The sequence below is a fragment of the Gracilimonas sp. genome (assembly GCF_031581265.1).
Classification (GTDB): Bacteria; Bacteroidota; Rhodothermia; order Balneolales; family Balneolaceae; genus Gracilimonas.
This window is the reverse complement of record NZ_JAVLBQ010000014.1, coordinates 42,884-61,986: the sequence shown is the minus strand read 5'-3', so window position 1 is coordinate 61,986 and position 19,103 is coordinate 42,884. Positions and strand designations below refer to the sequence as shown.

The window sequence follows — 19,103 nt, the reverse complement described above, 5'->3', positions numbered from 1 at the left end:
CACACATAACAATAATTATTAATGCTATATATAGCAATAGCATTACATTTTTTTTCGACTTTTCACACAGGCTGGGGGCGTTGGTAACGAGGTTAACGTAGCTTCCCCGACTGCGTTGCGAAGATAGACCTTCGCAACGAGGGTGAGATTTTCACCCATCGGCCTTAGAAAAAAGAGCGTTAAGAAGATGACGGAATGAAGCGTTAAGAAATAAATCATACCGCATGGCACTTGAATTTCAAGCAAGCCCCGCAATGGAGCATTGATTTATTTTAGCGGAATGGAGTCAGCTTTAGCTTTTTTCGCAGCCGGGAGTTTTTGGTTCTTTTGTCGGCACAAAAGAACAAAGAAGATGATTATGGGAAATAGCTTGATACAAGCCACGGCATAGTTACCAAATGCATGATATTGCGTAAGAAATTTGAATTTCACTTCCCGAACTACTCTTTTTAAATTCCTGTTAAAGAGACTGAAAAGCGCTTCCAAAAAAACTGTATATTCAACCATTATGGAAAACCAAGAAAAGTTAGACGAATTTCAAGCTCGCATTGATGCGGGGGAAAAAATTGAACCCAAAGACTGGATGCCGGAACGGTATCGGCAACAGCTCGTTAGGATGATGAGTCAGCACGCCCACTCTGAAATTGTGGGGATGTTGCCTGAAGGTAATTGGATTGAGCGGGCTCCATCCCTAAAAAGAAAATTGGTACTCTTGGCCAAAGTTCAAGATGAAGCCGGTCACGGACTCTATCTCTACAGCGCTACCGAAACACTTGGGGTGAGCCGAGATGAACTTGTAGACCAATATCTTTACGGAAGTGCCAAATATTCCAGTATTTTCAATTATCCTACCATGACTTATGCCGACATTTGCGCAATCGGCTGGCTAGTGGATGGTGCGGCTATTGTAAATCAAACCATGCTGGCGCGCTCCTCTTATGGTCCTTATTCTCGTGCCAATATTCGTATCTGCAAAGAAGAAAGTTTTCACAAGAAGCAAGGCTACGAAATGATCGCCAAAATGGCGGACGGCACCCCCGAACAGCAGAAAATGGCTCAGGATGCCGTAAATCGCTGGTGGTGGCCAAGCCTGATGATGTTCGGCCCACACGATTCTGATTCTCCAAACAGCGCCGAGCTCATCAAATGGCAAGTGAAATTAAAAACCAATGATGAACTCCGTCAGCATTATGTAGACCGCATGGTCATGGAAGCCGAAGCCATAGGACTTGAACTGCCCGATCCCGACCTGGAATACAATGAGGAAACCGGTCACTGGAATTTCGGTGAAATTCCCTGGGATGAATTCTGGAACGTGGTCAAAGGCAACGGCATCATGAATCGGGAACGAATGAAAGCCCGCCGGAAAGCTCATGAAGATGGTGAGTGGGTTCGTGAAGCAGCCAACGCCTATGCCCGGAAGAAGAAATTACAGCAAGAAAAAGCATCGTAAAAGAGAATTCAGGACACAGGAGTCAGAATACAGAATTTTCTGACCCCTGAATTCTGAGTTCAGACTTCTCAATAATCTGAAACCAAGAATTTTAATGTCAGACAATAATACCAACAAAGACAACTGGCCTCTTTGGGAGGTTTTTACTCAACCAAAATCAGGAAAACCCCATGAACATGCCGGTAGTTTACATGCTGCGGATGAAGAAATGGCTCTACAAAATGCACGAGATACTTATGCTCGCAGAAATGAAGGAGTGAGTATCTGGGTGGTAGAATCGAAGCATATTACTGCGTCTACACCTGATGATACGGGACCGTTTTTTGATCCTGCAAATGACAAGCCGTATCGGCACCCACAGTTTTACAGTGTACCAAGAGCTGTTAAGAAGAGGTCTTAGTTATTGGTTGATGGTTATTCGTGATTGGGTCAACCCAAATAACCATTACACTAATAACGATTAACTAAAAGTAATTGATTGCAAGAATGACTACTGAAACTAAAGAACTTACTAAACAAGAAGCATTCCTTAGCTATCTGCTCAGGTTAGCTGACGACCGCCTGATACTCGGTCAACGAATGAGCGAATGGTGTGGGCATGGACCTCAACTTGAAGAAGATCTGGCCATGGCGAATATGGCCCTGGATCTTATCGGTCATGCAACAGCACTATACGAATATGCGGCTGAAATTGAAGGTGAGGGTCATGATGAAGATTATTTCGCTTACTTCCGCGATGATCGCGAATTCACCAATCTCCAACTATGTGAACTTCCCAAAGGAGATTTCGGATTTACCATAGCCCGACAATTTTTATTCAGTGCCTTCAGTTATTTTCAATATGAGCGACTCAAAGAAGCTGAAGACGAACAGTTTGCAGGCATGGTTAACAAGCACCTGAAAGAGATTAAATACCACCTCCGTCATTCCCGCGAATGGGTGCTGCGTTTGGGCGATGGAACTGAGGAAAGTCACGAGCGTATTCAAGAATCCTTCAATGAATTGTGGATGTACACCGACGAGCTTTTCTACATGGATGAAGTGGATGAACTGATGATGAAAGAAGGCTTGGGGGTTGATTTCTCTGAATTCAAAAAGGAATGGAAGAAATTGGTGGAAGATACGTTAACAGAAGCGACTCTTACTGTTCCCGATTGGGATCAATTTATGATGAGCGGGAGTCGAAAAGGAATTCATACTGAGCATTTGGGACATATGTTGGCACAGATGCAGTTTTTGAGAAGATCATACCCTGATGCGGAGTGGAAGTAGAAAATAGGTGCAAGTTGTTAGTCACAAGGCACAAGAAAACTTGTACCTTGAGCATTGTTCCTGACCATTTATTTATTGATGCCAAATTATGCCACTATCTAAAACACTACATACCGAAGAGCAGATTTGGGACTTCTTAAGAGAAGTGACCGATCCCGAGATCCCGGTGCTAAACATTGTGGAAATGGGGATTGCACGAAAGGTAGAAGTAGATAAGGATGGCAAAGTGTTAGTGAAGATCACGCCTACCTATTCCGGCTGCCCGGCTATGAATGCGATCGAGAAGCTGGTCAATGAAAAGCTTGAGGAAAGAGGAGTTCAGGAGTTCAACGTAAAACTCGATTTTGCTGAAACCTGGACCACCGACTGGATGACAGAAGAAGCAAAAGTGAAGCTCAAAGACTACGGAATCGCCCCTCCCGAAAAAACCGAAGAAGAGGCTAATTTTCTAAAAAGCCTCTCAAGTACCAAAATAGTCCCCTGCCCTTTTTGCGATTCTTTTGAAACGGAATTAGTAAGTCAATTTGGATCTACGGCCTGTAAATCCCAGTATTTCTGTAATAACTGTGATCAGCCTTTCGAGCATTTTAAGTGTATATAGGATCACAGATTATTTTGACTACGCTGATTACACAGATTTATACTTGTTCAAAATCAACTCAGTAAATTTAGTTAACCATTTTTTGTGAAAAGGCTTTCATTCTCTAAATTCACCCTATATCAAATCCGTGTAATCCTTAAATCCGCATAATCTGTGATTCAGACAACTTTAGACAACGGCACCTTCACCATCACCCTAAATCGTCCCGATAAACTCAACAGCTTCAACTTTGAGATGGCCGATCAAATGAAAGAAGCGTTGATGGAAGCGGAATCAAATGATCAGGTTCGTTGCGTGCTACTCACCGGTTCCGGACGTGCTTTCTGTGCCGGACAAGATCTTGCTGAAGCTACTGAAGTTTCTAAAGATCCTGATCGAGATCTCAGTGAAATAGTACATCATACCTATATTCCTATCATAAAAGGCATCCGGCAATTGGAAAAGCCTGTGGTTTGTGCGGTGAACGGAACTGCAGCCGGAGCTGGAGCGAATATTGCTTTAGCCTGTGATATTGTAGTTGCCAATGAAGAAGCCAAATTCATCCAATCCTTCTCTCAAATAGGGTTGATACCTGACAGTGGCGGAACATACATTTTGCCAAGGTTGGTCGGATTGTCCCGAGCAACTGCTCTCACTTTTCTTGGTGAAAAAGTATCAGCCAAAGAAGCCGTAGAAATGGGAATGATTTGGAAATTCTATCCCGCGGATGAATTTATGAATGAAGCTCAAGCTATCGCTCAAAAATTAGCCCAAATGCCCACTCGTGGATTTGGGCTTACCAAGCGCGGATTTAATGCCGGGTTTTCCAATAACCTGGAAGAGCAGATGCAACTGGAAGCAAAACTCCAGGCTGAGGCAGGGGAAACGCATGATTATAATGAAGGTGTTCAGGCATTCCTGGAAAAGCGAAAGCCGGAGTTTAAAGGCAAGTAGGATCACAGATTGCATTGATTTAAGGATTACACAGGTTTTCTCTGCACAATTTCCCTCAACCGATCAAAGAAATCTGCGTAATCTGTGATCAACTTTTTTTGCTAACAATAACTCACTTCGTTATGAATATCGAACTCAACTCCTCTTTAAAAATCCAACTGATCCTCGAAGAAATTGTCCTTTTCATTGGCTCATTCCTTCTATTTGGGTTGGCTACAGATTTTAGCTGGTGGATATTTGCCCTTCTTTTTTTTCTCCCGGATATCTCCTTTGCAGCTTACCTCATAAACACAAAGGTCGGCTCTTGGATCTATAATATTTGTCATCACAAAGGAATTATGATAGTGCTGATCTTAACCGGCTATTTTGCAGAAATGGAATGGATATTAGCAGTTGGAATTGTATTTCTGGGGCATGCAGCTTTCGACCGGGTGTTCGGCTATGGACTCAAATTCCCCGATGAATTCAAGCGTACACATTTGGGAAAGATTGGAAATTAACTGCTATTCATTTTAAAGATCAATCTGCATACAGTGGATTTTTTATGTATTCAGAAAATATAGTATTCGAAAGTCCGCGTACCAATCGTTCATCTGCCGTCCACATTACGGCTTGCTTTTCAACAGCTAATGCGAGGTATAATGCATCATACATTGTGACCGGCAAAGAAATGGAAATATCAAAAGCCAGCTTCGCCACCGTTTGATGATAAACAACGTCCGTTGCAATCTTTTGAATTTGATCTCTTTTTCGGGGCGCATCTGTTACCTCCAGTTCTCTCCGTCTCACTTTCTTCCCAATAATGGAGTCCATTTCAATATAGAACAGATCTGGTACAATAAACCCATAATTGTTTTCTAAAAGCTCTTCTGCCTTATCTGAATCCTCTTCTAAAAAAATCCATTTTGCAGCAATGGAAGCATCCAATACAAAATTACTCATCGATTTCGGATTTCTCGAATATCGTCTACGCTATCAGAGAACATACGCCCCTCGGCTCTATATTTGGTTAGTTCTTCACGAACCATATTGCGGGTTTCTTCGATATCCACTTTCCCATAGGTTTCTAAAATGGATTTCAGTTCAGCATTAAGTGAACGGTTATTTCGCTCTGCTTTTTTTTTGAGATTGCTCAGTGTTTCCTCATCGATATTTCGTACTAAAACGTCAGGCATATTCCCTCCTGATTGGTTATTTGATATCATTATGATATCTTTTTTTGCAATTACTTTCAAGTTTAAAAAATTAGCTCAATTTACAACGTATTCCGCCTCAGATTCCTTATCTTGGAAGCGATTTTTCAGACGATAAACAAACAAATTCTATGATATCAAACAATGCTAAGATTGGCGTGGTCGGCGCCGGAACGATGGGAACAGGAATTGCACAAGTTGCTGCAACTCAAGGTCACCAAGTTTATTTATATGATGCCTATCCCCAACAACTCGAAAAATCTAAAGCGGGACTGGAAAGCATCCTTGCCCGGCAGGTTGAAAAAGAACGAATGACCCAAAAGGAAGTGGATGGAATTTTGGGCAGGATTGAATTCGTCGATAACATCACTAACTTTGGAGAATGTGGATTTGTGATTGAAGCTATTGTTGAAGACCTGGATGTCAAAAAAGACACTTTTGCCCGGCTGGAAGGCATAGTTTCCAAAGATTGTGTTCTCGCATCAAATACCTCTTCACTTTCCATTGCTGCGATTTCATCAGCCCTCAAAAAACCAGAGCGATTTTTAGGTGTACATTTCTTTAATCCCGCTCCGCTTATGAAATTGGTTGAGTTTATACCGGGTATTGCAACAGATGAGGAAGTTTTCGATGCTACTAAAGCATTTATCAGAAGTTGGGACAAAATTACCGTTTCCGGAAAGGATACTCCGGGCTTTGTTGTGAATCGTGTTGCCCGGCCTTTTTATGGAGAAGCACTCAGAATTTTTGAAGAGGGAATTGCTGATGCTGCAACCATCGATTGGGCAATGAAAGAAATCGGTGGATTTAGGATGGGGCCGTTTGAGTTGATGGACTTAATTGGACACGATGTCAATTATGAAGTCACCAGTACGGTATTTGAAGCATTTTACTACGATCCCCGATTCAAACCATCATTCGCACAAAAGAGAATGGTTGAAGCCGGTTGGCTGGGAAGAAAATCAGGGCGTGGATTTTATGATTATCGGGAAGGAGCTGACAATCCACTTCCTACAAAAGATGAAGAGTTAGGTGAAAAGATTTTTAATCGAATTCTGACCATGTTAATCAACGAGGCCTGCGATGCCGTTTTCATGAATATTGCCTCCGTTGAAGATGTGGATTTAGCTATGCAAAACGGAGTGAATTATCCCAAAGGCTTACTAAAATGGGCCGACGAAATTGGACTCAAAAATGTACTCGACAGAATGACCGCCCTTCAGGTTGAATACCGGGAAGACCGATATCGACCCAATCCACTGTTAAAGAAGATGGTGGCTCAGGGAAAGAATTTTTATGAGGAATAGCTATCAGCTATCAGGCTTCAGCTTTCAGTTTTTCTTAATTACTGGAAGCTGAGAGCTGACGGCTGAAAGCTTTAATAACCATCGACTATGAGTAAGAAACCAACAAACATAATCAACCAAATGCTCCAACAAGATGTCTTCTCCCAATGGATGGGCATTGAGGTTCTGGAATCAGATCCGGGTTATTGCAAACTTTCCATGAAGGTGCAGGAGGAGATGACTAACGGGTTTGGAGTTTGTCATGGTGGAATTACGTTTTCCCTTGCTGACAGCGCTCTTGCTTTTGCCTCCAATTCCCGGGGATCAATTTCACTTGCACTGGAAAACAACATAAACTTTACTAAGAAAGTGAATGTTGGGGATATACTTATTGCTGAAACCGAAGAACTTCAAAATGGCCGCACGATTGGTGTTTATAAAGTCCGAATTTCAAACCAAAATGAAGAATTGGTAGCTGAGTTTAGAGGTACGGTTTATAGAACTGGAAAACAGCATGATTTGGATAATTAGAAATTTAAAATTCAAAATTTAGAATTATATGTCCGAAGCATATATCATTGACGGAATCAGAACTCCAATTGGCAAATTTAAGGGAGCTCTTTCTCCAATTCGAGCTGATGACTTGGCAGCAATTCCCATCAAAGAGCTCATTAAACGCAATCCTGAAATTGATCTGGAAGCTATTGAGGATGTGATCTTGGGATGCGCTAACCAAGCCGGAGAAGACAATCGAAATGTTGCCCGAATGGCTTCTTTACTTGCAGGTATTCCCACTTCCGTTCCAGGTGAAACGGTAAACAGACTTTGTGCTTCTGGAATGAGTGCAACCGTGAAGGCATACCACGCCATTAAAGCCGGGGAAGGCGATCTGTTTATTACTGGCGGAGTGGAACACATGACTCGCGGCCCCATCGTTTTAGGAAAGGGATCTTCTCCTTACTCAGGAACTACCGAAATGCACGACTCCACTTTCGGCTGGCGATTCATCAATCCCAAAATGGAAGAAATGTATGGCACCGATGGCATGGGAATGACCGCTGAGAATGTCGTTGAAATGCATAATATCAGCCGGGAAGATCAGGATAAATTTGCAGCGTGGAGTCAGCAAAAAGCCGGAGCAGCCAAAGATTCCGGAAGACTGGCAAAGGAAATCGTATCCGTAGAAATTCCACGAAGAAAACAAGATCCATTATTATTCGAGCACGACGAATTTATGCGTCCCGATACCACCGCTGAAGTACTTGCCAAACTCCGTCCGGCTTTCAAAAAAGACGGAACCGTAACCGCCGGAAATGCCTCGGGATTGAATGATGGCGCCGGAGCATTATTGGTTGCTTCAGACAAAGCGGTCAAAGATTTTGGATTGAAACCCAAGGCACGAATTGTAGCCCATGCTGTTTCAGGAATTGAACCGAGAATCATGGGACTGGGTCCTGTTGAAGCGGCCCAAAAAGTATTGAAACGAGCTGAAATGAAATTGGATGATATGGATGTCATTGAGTTAAATGAGGCTTTTGCAGGACAGTCACTTGGTGTAACTCGCATGTTGGAAATGCAAGACGACGACCCCCGGCTCAACCCAAATGGTGGCGCTATTGCATTGGGACATCCACTTGGAATGACAGGGCAGCGATTGTTACAGACAGCCACGGTTGAGCTTCACGAGAGAGAATCTCACAAATATGCTTTGTGTATGTTGTGTGTGGGAGTTGGCCAGGGAATGGCTGTAATCCTCGAAAAAACTTAGTAATTAACCGCAAAGGACGCAGAGAAATCGCAGAGTACGCTAAGAGCATTTACTCTGCAAACTTTGCGTAACCTTAGCGTCCTCTGCGGTTTAAAAGAAAATCAATTATGGCAATATATGAGTTTAACGGATACAAACCCGTAGTACACGAAACGGCTTTTGTACATCCCCAAGCGGCGGTTACTGGGAATGTGATCATTGGGAAGAATGTATATATCGGTCCCGGAGCAGCCATTCGTGGCGATTGGGGAAAGATCGTGATCAAAGATGGATGTAATGTGCAGGAAAATTGTACGATTCATATGTTTCCGGGAGTGACAGTGACTTTAGAGAAATCTGCTCATGTTGGGCACGGAGCTATTATTCACGGAGCGCATCTTGGAAAAAACTGCCTGATTGGAATGAATGCTGTAGTTATGGACAATGTGAAAGTCGGGAAAGAATGTATTATTGGAGCCTTGACGTTTGTACCGGAAGGAATGGAAATTCCTGAACGGAAAGTGGTAGTTGGGAATCCGGCAAAGATCGTTAAAGATGTGACCGATGAAATGGCGGCATGGAAAACCAAGGGCACGAAACTCTACCAACAACTTCCAAAAGAATTGCACGAGACATTAAAGGAGTGTGAACCACTGCGGGAAGTCCCTGAAGGCCGGGAAGATCAAACTATGGGCTATGAGACCTGGGGAAAGAAAAAATCGGAATTCAGAACTCAGGAATCAGAATAGCATGAACGCTTAGTTCTGAATTCTGCCTCCTGAGTTCCTTCATTTTAAATGAAATACAAATGATTAAAGTACAAAGCTATATAAAAGGAAAGTGGTTAACCGAGGGCAATGAAACTGACCTCATCAGTGCAGTTACCAATGAACCAGTTGCCCAAATGGTGGAAGCGGATATTGATTACAAATCTGCGTTGGAATATGCCAGAGAAGTAGGCGGACCTAAGCTTCGCGAAATGTCTATCCACGAGCGGGCGTTCAAGATCAAGTTTCTGGGTCAGTATCTAATGGAACGGAAAGAGAAATATTACGAAATCTCTACCCATACAGGTGCTACACGAGCTGACTCTTGGATCGATATTGAAGGGGGCATCATCACGGCGTTTGGAATTTCCAGTAAATCAAGACGACATTTATCTGATCTGCCTTGGCATGTGGAAGGCGATACCGAACGACTTTCCAGGAAAGGCTCTTTCATGGGGCAGCATATTTGTGTTCCCAAACATGGCGTAGCGGTTCATATTAACGCTTTCAACTTTCCGGTTTGGGGAATGCTGGAGAAATTGGCACCGGCTATCATTTCAGGAATGCCCGTTATTGTCAAGCCTTCGCCGGTTGGTTCTTATTTAGCCTGGGAAGTTTTTAAGGATATCATTGAATCTGAAATTTTACCTGAAGGAACGGTTCAATTTATTGCTGCTGATAAACCCGGTGACCTTCTCGACCACCTTACCAGCCAGGATTCTGTAGCCTTCACCGGCTCAGCCCTTACCGGGCAAAAACTAAAAGCTCATCCCAATATCATTGCTAACAATGTGCAGTTTAACCTGGAAGCCGATTCCCTGAACTGTTCTATTCTTGGAGATGATGTAACACCCGACATGGAAGAGTTTGATCTTTTCATTAAAGAAGTGGCTCGCGAAATGACTGTTAAAACCGGACAAAAGTGTACGGCCATACGCAGGACCATCGTTCCTCAACATCTCGAAGAAGAAGTTATTGAAGCCCTAAAGGAACGGCTGGAGAAAACAACGATTGGCGATCCGGCCCAAAAAGAAACTCGGATGGGGCCTTTGGCGAGTTCCCTTCAAGCGGAGCGTTTTGAACAGCAACTACAGCAACTTTCTGAAATCACGGAAACGGTTTATATGTCAAACGGCGATCAGGAAAATGCTTTCACCAATCCGCGGGTACTGGTTTGCCATAAGCCGATGCAGGTTGATGAAATTCACAAATTGGAGGCTTTCGGTCCTATGACCACCGTCATGCCATACACCTCAACTAAGGAAGCAATAGATATCGCGAATAAAGCAAATGGTTCTTTAGTAGGATCCCTATTTACCGCAGATGACGAACTGGCTCATAAAGTAACCATGGGGTGCGCGCCCTACCACGGACGGTTTATGGTGATCAACAGGAATTCTGCCGAAGAATCTACCGGACATGGATCTCCTATTGCTTCGCTGGTGCATGGCGGCCCCGGTCATGCCGGTGGAGGGGAAGAACTCGGTGGAGCTCGCGCCGTTCTCCACAACATGCAGCGAATTGCTTTACAGGGTTCTCCAACTACCCTAAGAAATATTGTGAAACAGCACATAAAAGGAGCCGAAACGCAGGAATCAGAGAAACATCCCTTCCAAAAATATTTTGAGAAATTGGAAGTTGGTGAAGCATTTACCACAGACACAAGAACCGTTACCGAAAAAGATGTTGAGGAGTTTGCGGAATTAAGCGGCGATCATTTCTATGCCCACACCGACCCTGAAGCCGCTGCACGTTCTCTATTCGGCAAGATTGTAGCTCATGGCTATTTCGTGCTATCAGCCACCGCCGGCTTATTTGTTGATCCGGATGAAGGTCCAGTGATGTTAAATTATGGATTAGAAAATCTACGTTTCACAGCCCCTGTTGCCCCCGGAGATACTATTCAGGCTAAGCTTATATTAAAACGGAAAAACGTCCGACAGCAGAAAAAGGATGATCCATTCCCCTTTGGTGTAGTGTACTGGGATGTAGAAGTGGTTAATCAGGAAGACGTTTTAGTTGCTGAATACACTATTTTGACTCTTATGAAGAGGAAAAACAAATTACCCATAGACGAAGTGTAGTTATAGGAATTTTTGTAAGGTTTACTAATCTCATCGCTCTTACTGTTAAAGAATTCAGGAGTCAGAATTCAGAATTAACCAGATAAAGCAATGAGAAAACCAGCAAAGACATTCCGAGATTTAATTGTATGGCAAAAAGCTCATCAATTTGTATTGAAAACTTATAAGTACACCAAAAAATTTCCAAAGCATGAACTTTATGGATTAAGTTCTCAATTCAGAAGAGCAGCAGTTTCTATTCCAGCAAATATAGCAGAAGGATTTAAAAAGCGAGGATCCAAAGATACTATGCGGTTCTTAAATATTTCACACGGTTCTTTGGAGGAGTGCAGATACTATATTATTCTTGCTAAAGATCTAAAATATGGAGATTCAGATCACCTAAATAATTTATTGGAAGAAGTCAGTCGCCTCCTTGATGGCTACTACAAAGCCATACTGAATTCAGAATCCTGAGTTCTGAATTCTAACATCAAATTCAAAATTATTAATTACAATACGAAGTCAAATGTCAGAACAATACGGATCTGTTAACTTAACCATCGAAAACAACATTGGAACTATTGAGTTCTATCACCCCAAAGGAAACTCCCTGCCTGGAGCTATCCTCAGAAAGCTGGCACAAACCATTACAGATGCCGGCGAGAATGAAGAGGTCAGAGTTTTAGTAATCAAAAGTCGGGGTGACGGAGCCTTTTGTGCCGGAGCTTCTTTTGATGAACTGATTGCCATTGATGATTACGATTCGGGCAAAGAATTTTTCATGGGATTTGCGCTTGTACTGAATGCCATGCGAACCTGCCCTAAGTTGATCATCGTTAGGGTACATGGTAAAACGGTAGGCGGAGGAGTTGGCATTGCTGCTGCCGGTGATTACACCTTTGCTGAAGAGAAAGCAGATATCAAATTAAGTGAATTAGCACTGGGGATTGGGCCTTTTGTGGTAGGTCCGGCCGTAGAACGGAAGGTTAGTAAAAGCGCCTTTTCGGCCCTGTCTATTGATGCTACCAATTGGTACGATGCAGAATGGGCCCTAAATAATGGTCTATACAATAAGAGCTTTAATTCAACCTATGACCTTGATCAGGCTGTTCGTGATTTGGCTAATGAATTAGCAAATAGTAGTCCCGAGGCTATGAAAAACCTGAAAGCCGTACTTTGGAAGGGAACGGAAGATTGGGATATGCTTTTGGAACGAAGGGCTGAAATCAGTGGCCGATTGGTACTTTCTGATTTCACCAAAAACTTCATCAAAAAGTTTAAAGCTAAGTAGGTTTATTTATTCCTTCTGGTTTTTTTGGAATTACAAATGAAAGAGTAGTCCCGTTTACATTATCAAAATGTACTTCTGCTTTAATTTGTGAGGCAAGAGAGCGCATCAGCGTAATTCCCAGGGAGGCTGCTTTTCCGTTCATCAGTTCCTTTGGAATTCCAATACCATTATCAGCTATCTTCAAATGATAATTTGACTTCACGTTTTTAAATACAACATCAATCTTTCCCTCCTTTCTATCTGTAAATGCATGTTCAAAGCAATTACATAGTGCTTCATTTACTATTAACCCACAGGGAATGGCTGTATGTACATCCAGCTTGCCGGACTCAATATCTAAGTTAACCTCAATTCCCTGATTTTTTCCTTTCAATGTTTGAGATACTTTTTGTACCAAATCCTCTGTAAATGATTTAAAATCAATATCCGTCAAATTATCATGCTGATACAGCTTTTCATGAATTGAGGACATTGTTTGAAGACGAAGCTTACTATTCTCAATTGCATTCCTTGCTTCTCCCTCTGGCATTTTCCAGGCTTGAAGATCTAAAAGTCCCGAGATTACCGCCATATTATTTTTTACACGGTGATGTATCTCTTTAATCAAAATATCTTTCTCTGATAATGCCTGCTTTAATGCATTCGTCCTTTCTTCTACCAATCTGTTTAACTTCTTTTTTTCATAATACACCAGGTACACTTTAACCGCTGTGAAAAGAATTCCAATTGCCAAGAATAGCATTAGTCCATAAAACCACGCAGTATTCCAATAGGGCTTTTCTATTGTGAAAGAAGCCAACCTAACCGGATCACCCCATAAAGATTGCATGCTTTTCGTCCTTACTTCAAAGCTATAATCACCGGGTGGCAGATGGGTGTAATTGATCTCTGTTTTATTATACACCCTGCGCCAGTCTTCTTGAGAACCGTTTAGCCTATACTCATAAAAAACTCTCTGTGGATCTTCGTAGTTATAAGCCCCAATTTCCAGCATTACGTGGTGACGATCGTGACTAAATTTGAATTCGCCTTTATTTGGATTTTCAACGTTATCTCCATAGACTAAAAGTCCTCTCAAAAATGGTTGTGAAGGCTTTTTCGGCATCGGTTTTGTACCGCTGTATTCTATAAGTCCATGAGTATAAGAGCCAAACCACAGAGTTTCTTCATCCTCTTTAAGTGTGGAAAGAAAATTGAATTCAATTCCTGCACCAAAATCTTGCAGTGGATAGAATAATCCTTCAATCACTCCCGGTTCAGTCTCCTCTAAGGTTTCTGCATCAAAGAAATGCAGTCCTGCATTGGTACCGTACCATAAACTGCCCCTGATCATCAAACATCATAAACATTGGTTCAGGAAGATATTCCGGGCTAAGAGTGAAATTCTTAATTGCTGTTATCAGGGAGCCGTCTTCTATCTGAAACTGGGAAAACCCCTCGTTTGTCCCTATATAATATTTTCCATTCGGGGATTGCGTGATAAAGGTTGTGGAAGTCCCCTTTATACCCGACCCCAACCCTACCGTAAATAGAGAATCCCCATCAAAACGAGAAATCCCTTTATCTGTAGCGGCCCACATATCACCCTGATCATCTTCATAAAGCGACCACACAAAATTGTCTTTCAAGCCATCCTCGGTAGAAAAATAGGTATAGTCTTCATTTCTATAGTCATATTTGGTTACCCCAGATTCTGTAGCCATCCATAAAGCATTATCTTTGAGATGAATGTCTTTTATAAACATGAACGGGAGTGAAATTGAACTTCCATAATCGCTAAAATTCTGCCCGTCAAACTCCAGCAGCTTGTTGTAATTATTCAGTATCAATAAGTTTCCATTTGGCAATTCTTCGATATCCCAGACTTCTTTATAAATCGCCAGTTCATCAGGGAAAGAATATTTTTCTTGTACTTCTTTACCATCAAAAGACAACAAACCGCTATCCGTACCTAACCAGATAATGTCACCTTGCTGATGTATAACAGTAATAGATTCTTCCCCACTTAAATGCCTACCTGAATACAATTCAAAATCCCGATTTCGAAATATATTTACCCCATTTTCATCTGTTGATACCCAAACCTGACCTGAGTTGTCCTCGTAAAAGGAAAAAATATAATTAGAGCTCAGTCCATTTTCTTTTTTGATGTGGGTGTAGCCAGAATCCTCGTACCAATACAATCCATCACTTTCGGTGCCAATCCACAAGATATCTTCACTATCTACATGAACATCATATACGTAGAGCAAATCTTTGCCGTTAATTTGTGTAATCTGTTCCCAGTTTTCACCATCATATTTCGAAACTCCATTACTTGTGGAAATCCATAATGTTCCGTCTTTTTCTTCTGCAAAAGAGTATGCAGCCCACCCACTCAACCCATTTTCGGGATTATAGACCTCTTGCACCTTATTATTCTGCAATACTACGACTCCCTCTTGTGTGGCAACCCAAGTTTTTCCACTTTTTGAGAGATGAATTTCCCATACATAATTTGAGGGCAACCCTTGCTCCGTTGTTATCTGATTTAATGATTGCCCGTCCCAAATAAAAAGTCCGTCTCCATAAGTTGAAAAGTAAAACGAACCGGATTCATCTTCAGTAATATACATCGCATTCATGGAATCAAGAGCAGCTAATTCCCTTTTATAATGTACCGAATCGGATTGCAGGTATCCTACTCCACTTGATTCTGCCGCAAACCAAAGCCGATCTCTTGAATCATAAAAAACGGCATTTATAATATTATTCCGTAAGCCATCATCTACCGTAAATACTTCTGAATCAAACCCATTGTAGCGGATTAAACCATCATAGGTGGTCAGCCACATATTTCCCATACTATCTTGCTGAACGTAGCCAATTTGCCCCGAAGGCAACCCTTCATTGGTCGAAATCTTTTTTATATCAAATTCTTGAGCTGCTGCTTCAAACGTAAAAAAACAAAGAAACAGTAATACCCGTACGTACTTGCCTTTTAATCCCACAAATATTCATTTTAAATACCCAAACAATTCCTCCAAATATGCACAAATTTATTCCTTTTTAAAACCTTATATCGCAATAATTCATCGCCCACTATATACCACAACTATCTTTAACATTTGGTATAATCTGGCATCGTTTAATCAATCAAAAATTTTATGAAGATTTTATCAACCATAGTAACTGCACTGCTATTCTTTTCAACTTCAATGGCTCAGGATGAATGGGATGTCAGTAACCCGGATTTAGGAGAATCTAATGACATCACTTTCACCACCGATGAAGGTACATGGATGAATCTCGATGTAAGCCCGGATGGCAACCTCATTGTGTTTGACTTGCTTGGGGATATCTACATCATGCCTATTGAAGGTGGTGAAGCCGAACTTCTGCGCGGGGGACATGCTTACGAGATACAGCCTCGTTTCAGTCCCGATGGTTCCCAAATTTCCTTTACCAGTGATGCAGGCGGAGGCGATAATATTTGGATCATGGAGGTGGATGGTGGCAATGCCAGGCAGGTAACCGACGAAAGTTTCAGATTATTGAATAACGCGGTTTGGACGCCGGATGGTGAATATATTATTGCCAAAAAACACTTTTCATCTACACGCTCACTTGGGGCCGGAGAGATTTGGATGTATCATAAATCAGGTGGTGCAGGTGTGCAGTTGGTGGAAAAAGCCAACGAACAGCAGGATATTGGGGAACCTTGGGTTTCACCTGACGGGCGGTATGTGTATTACAGTCAGGATGTGTATCCCGGCGGTGCTTTTCAGTATAACAAAGATCCCAACAGCCAGATTTATGTGATCCGACGCTACGACCGGGAAGAGGGAGATATTGAGACGGTGACCGGTGGAAATGGCGGCGCTGTTCGTTCACATATCTCACCGGATGGTGAAACGCTGGCTTTTGTTCGAAGAGTGAGAACTAAATCTGTTTTGTTTTTACGGGATTTAGATACCGGTCGTGAATGGCCTGTTTATGAAAATATGAGCAAAGACCAGCAAGAGGCATGGGCTATTTTTGGGGTGTACCCGAACTTTAACTGGATGCCCGACAACCGAAATATCATTGCCTATGCAAATGGTAAAATTAACCGAATTGATACGCAGACCGGAGAGTCCGAAATTATTCCATTTGAAGCGGAATCATCCCATAAAATATTTGAAGCTGCCCGATTCAAACAGGATGTAGCTCCGGATAAATTTAAGGTAAAAGCGGTTCGTCACCTGACCACATCCCCCGATGGAAACAGAGTAGTCTGGAATGCAGCCGGCTACCTCTGGACCAAAGAACTTCCCGACGGAACCCCTGAGCGACTAACGAACGGATCCGATTTTGAATTTGAACCCGCCTTTTCTCCGGAGGGAAGCAAATTAACTTATGTAACCTGGAGTGATGTTGATATGGGCGCCATTAACATGATCGAATTTAACGGAAGTGGCAATGCCGGCTCACCCCAAAAAATAACTACCGGAAAAGGTATTTATCGTGAGCCTTCATTTTCACCGGATGGAAATACTATCGTATTCAGAAAGGAAAGTGGAAATGGGCAACAAGGTTTTGTGCATACACTGAATCCCGGAATCTATACCATTCCTGCCTCCGGTGGCGAAGCCTCTATGATCACCGATGAAGGAGCATTTCCAAAATTCAGCCCTGATGGCGAGCGTATTTTCTACCAAACCGGCGGTTATATTTTAGGAGCTATCAATAAATCTTATAAAAGTGTAGATCTTTCCGGAAATGATGAAACCACCCATTTCACTTCCAGCTATGGACATAAATTTGCTCCAAGTCCCGACGGAAAATGGATGGCTTTCTCGAACTTGCATAAAGTGTACCTCGCTCCTATCCCCAAAACCGGCAAAACCATCGAGCTGAATCCAAACACCAAGGCCATTCCGGTGAAGCAAATCTCAGAGGAGGCCGGGTATCATATGCATTGGTCAAATGACAGTCAAAAGATACACTGGACTCTTGGCGAAGAGTATTTCACTGTAGATCTTCAAGAGACTTTCGAGTTTGTGGATGGAGCTCCTGAAGAACTCCCCGAACCTCCAACCGAAGGTACTAATCTTGGTCTTGAGCTCGACACCTATGTGCCTGAAGGAACCATCGCCTTCACCAACGCCCGAATTATCACAATGAACGGAGACGAAGTGATTGAAAACGGAACCATTGTTGTAGAAGGCAACAAAATTTCTGCAGTAGGAACTGACGTTTCAATTCCTGAGAATGCAAAAGTAATTGACGCTACCGGGAAAACCATTATTCCGGGACTAATAGACGTACACGCACATGCCGGCAATTTCAGGCTGGGGATCAGTCCACAGCAACAATGGGAATATTTCGCAAATCTGGCTTATGGGGTGACAACCATTCACGACCCATCCTCTAATTCTGAGATGATCTTTTCTCACTCTGAAGCGGTGAAAGCCGGAAACATGGTAGGACCGCGCGTATATTCAACCGGAGTGATTTTGTATGGTGCCGATGGATCCATCAAAACAGAGATCAACAGTTATGAGGATGCCCTTTTTGCTTTAGAAAGAACAAAGGCATGGGGCGCATTTTCGGTGAAAAGCTATAATCAGCCCCGAAGAAATCAGCGGCAACAGGTTATGAAAGCGGCCAAGGAATTGGAAATGATGGTAATGCCGGAGGGCGGCTCAACCTATACTCACAATATGAGTATGATCCTGGATGGCCATACAGGAATTGAGCATAACGTACCGGTGGTTCCACTTTACAAGGATGTTCGTGAACTCTGGGCTGCCAGTGAAACAGGATATACGCCAACTCACGTGGTTAATTATGCAAGTATGAGCGGTGAATATTACTGGTACCAAAAAACCAATGTTTGGGAGAATGAACGACTGCTAACCTTCACCCCAAGAAGCGTTATTGATCCTCGTTCGCGACACCGAACCATGATTCCTGATGAGGAATACGAAAACGGACATATCCTCACTGCTGAATCCGGAAAAATGCTCACTGATGCCGGGGTGAAGGTAAACCTCGGAGCTCACGGACAGCTTCAGGGACTGGGAGCACACTGGGAACTCTGGATGTTTGAACAAGGCGGCATGACCAACATGGAAGCCCTCAGAGCTGCAACGCTAAATGGAGCCCATTATCTTGGAATGGGTCATGAAATAGGATCTCTTGAGGTTGGCAAATTAGCTGATTTAGTGGTGTTGGATGAAAATCCGCTGGATAATATCCGTAATACCAACTCGGTAACACACACCATGGTTAACGGTCGCTTATTCGATGCTGCCACTATGAATGAAGTTGGAAATCAAGAACGCGAACGACTGCCATTCTGGTGGGAGCGCGATGGCTATGATGAGGAATTCGACTGGCATGCCATTACACTCTCTCCGGCCGGATTGCAGTGTACTTGTTTTGGTACGCATTAAGTTTTCACTTTAATTCTATTGATTAAACCAAAACAGGTTCCAGTGTCCCACTTGGACCAGTTTTTTATGGCTCAT

18 protein-coding genes are annotated in these 19,103 nt (G+C 42.7%); 14 read left to right on the top strand and 4 right to left on the bottom strand.

Features of this window, described 5'->3' with window-relative positions; translation table 11 throughout:
* Window positions 1–508 precede the first annotated feature (508 nt).
* From paaA to RI561_RS07040, 6 genes are all read left to right on the top strand, one after another.
* Complete coding sequence (gene paaA / locus RI561_RS07065) at window positions 509–1,453, top strand: 1,2-phenylacetyl-CoA epoxidase subunit PaaA (RefSeq protein ID WP_395079529.1); 945 nt, start codon at window positions 509–511, stop codon at window positions 1,451–1,453.
* A 94-nt stretch (window positions 1,454–1,547) separates the two neighbouring features.
* On the top strand, window positions 1,548–1,853 hold the full coding sequence (paaB, locus tag RI561_RS07060) for a 1,2-phenylacetyl-CoA epoxidase subunit PaaB (protein ID WP_395079528.1): 306 nt from the start codon (window positions 1,548–1,550) through the stop codon (window positions 1,851–1,853).
* Between the two features lie 86 nt (window positions 1,854–1,939).
* The gene (gene paaC, locus RI561_RS07055; protein ID WP_395079527.1) at window positions 1,940–2,725 is read left to right on the top strand and encodes a 1,2-phenylacetyl-CoA epoxidase subunit PaaC; all 786 of its coding nucleotides are present in this window, start codon (window positions 1,940–1,942) and stop codon (window positions 2,723–2,725) included.
* A gap of 88 nt (window positions 2,726–2,813) precedes the next feature.
* Window positions 2,814–3,326, top strand: coding sequence for a 1,2-phenylacetyl-CoA epoxidase subunit PaaD (gene paaD / locus RI561_RS07050; protein WP_395079526.1), 513 nt, complete (start codon window positions 2,814–2,816; stop codon window positions 3,324–3,326).
* Window positions 3,327–3,479: 153 nt separating this feature from the next.
* Window positions 3,480–4,259, top strand: a complete 780-nt coding sequence (locus RI561_RS07045; RefSeq protein ID WP_395079525.1) for an enoyl-CoA hydratase-related protein — start codon at window positions 3,480–3,482, stop codon at window positions 4,257–4,259.
* Between the two features lie 122 nt (window positions 4,260–4,381).
* Window positions 4,382–4,759 (top strand): DUF4260 domain-containing protein, encoded by a 378-nt coding sequence (locus RI561_RS07040; protein ID WP_395079524.1) that lies wholly within the window; start codon window positions 4,382–4,384, stop codon window positions 4,757–4,759.
* Between the two features lie 19 nt (window positions 4,760–4,778).
* Here the strand turns inward: RI561_RS07040 and RI561_RS07035 are convergent, their stop codons facing one another.
* Window positions 4,779–5,201 (bottom strand): type II toxin-antitoxin system VapC family toxin, encoded by a 423-nt coding sequence (locus RI561_RS07035; RefSeq protein WP_395079523.1) that lies wholly within the window; start codon window positions 5,199–5,201, stop codon window positions 4,779–4,781.
* On the bottom strand, window positions 5,198–5,434 hold the full coding sequence (locus RI561_RS07030; protein WP_395079522.1) for a hypothetical protein: 237 nt from the start codon (window positions 5,432–5,434) through the stop codon (window positions 5,198–5,200). The genes RI561_RS07035 and RI561_RS07030 overlap by 4 nt, the downstream gene beginning before the upstream one ends.
* Window positions 5,435–5,583: 149 nt before the next feature.
* Between RI561_RS07030 and RI561_RS07025 the strand changes: the two genes are divergently transcribed.
* The 7 genes from RI561_RS07025 to RI561_RS06995 all read left to right on the top strand — a co-directional run bounded on the left by RI561_RS07025 (window position 5,584) and on the right by RI561_RS06995 (window position 12,609).
* Window positions 5,584–6,759: a 3-hydroxyacyl-CoA dehydrogenase NAD-binding domain-containing protein gene (locus tag RI561_RS07025; RefSeq protein WP_395079521.1), complete on the top strand. Its 1,176-nt coding sequence runs from the start codon at window positions 5,584–5,586 to the stop codon at window positions 6,757–6,759.
* Window positions 6,760–6,846: 87 nt separating this feature from the next.
* Window positions 6,847–7,269 (top strand): hydroxyphenylacetyl-CoA thioesterase PaaI, encoded by a 423-nt coding sequence (paaI, locus tag RI561_RS07020; protein WP_395079520.1) that lies wholly within the window; start codon window positions 6,847–6,849, stop codon window positions 7,267–7,269.
* A 28-nt stretch (window positions 7,270–7,297) separates the two neighbouring features.
* Window positions 7,298–8,506: a 3-oxoadipyl-CoA thiolase gene (gene pcaF, locus RI561_RS07015; RefSeq protein ID WP_395079519.1), complete on the top strand. Its 1,209-nt coding sequence runs from the start codon at window positions 7,298–7,300 to the stop codon at window positions 8,504–8,506.
* Window positions 8,507–8,613: 107 nt separating this feature from the next.
* A complete protein-coding gene (locus RI561_RS07010; protein WP_395079518.1) occupies window positions 8,614–9,234 on the top strand; it encodes a transferase hexapeptide repeat family protein in 621 nt (206 codons plus the stop codon).
* A 59-nt stretch (window positions 9,235–9,293) separates the two neighbouring features.
* A complete protein-coding gene (paaZ, locus tag RI561_RS07005) occupies window positions 9,294–11,336 on the top strand; it encodes a phenylacetic acid degradation bifunctional protein PaaZ (RefSeq protein ID WP_395079517.1) in 2,043 nt (680 codons plus the stop codon).
* A 90-nt stretch (window positions 11,337–11,426) separates the two neighbouring features.
* Entirely contained in the window at window positions 11,427–11,792 is a 366-nt protein-coding gene (locus RI561_RS07000) for a four helix bundle protein (protein WP_395079516.1), read from the top strand.
* A 52-nt stretch (window positions 11,793–11,844) separates the two neighbouring features.
* Window positions 11,845–12,609: an enoyl-CoA hydratase/isomerase family protein gene (locus RI561_RS06995; RefSeq protein ID WP_395079515.1), complete on the top strand. Its 765-nt coding sequence runs from the start codon at window positions 11,845–11,847 to the stop codon at window positions 12,607–12,609.
* Here the strand turns inward: RI561_RS06995 and RI561_RS06990 are convergent.
* Window positions 12,602–13,942, bottom strand: a complete 1,341-nt coding sequence (locus RI561_RS06990; RefSeq protein WP_395079514.1) for a histidine kinase dimerization/phosphoacceptor domain -containing protein — start codon at window positions 13,940–13,942, stop codon at window positions 12,602–12,604. The two genes, RI561_RS06995 and RI561_RS06990, sit on opposite strands and share 8 nt — an antisense overlap.
* Window positions 13,890–15,599, bottom strand: a complete 1,710-nt coding sequence (locus RI561_RS06985) for a two-component regulator propeller domain-containing protein (protein ID WP_395079513.1) — start codon at window positions 15,597–15,599, stop codon at window positions 13,890–13,892. Before RI561_RS06985 ends, RI561_RS06990 begins: the two co-directional genes overlap by 53 nt.
* Before the next feature lie 156 nt (window positions 15,600–15,755).
* Here RI561_RS06985 and RI561_RS06980 point away from each other — a divergent pair, with 156 nt between their 5' ends.
* Window positions 15,756–19,028 (top strand): amidohydrolase family protein, encoded by a 3,273-nt coding sequence (locus RI561_RS06980; protein WP_395079512.1) that lies wholly within the window; start codon window positions 15,756–15,758, stop codon window positions 19,026–19,028.
* Window positions 19,029–19,103: the final 75 nt, after the last annotated feature.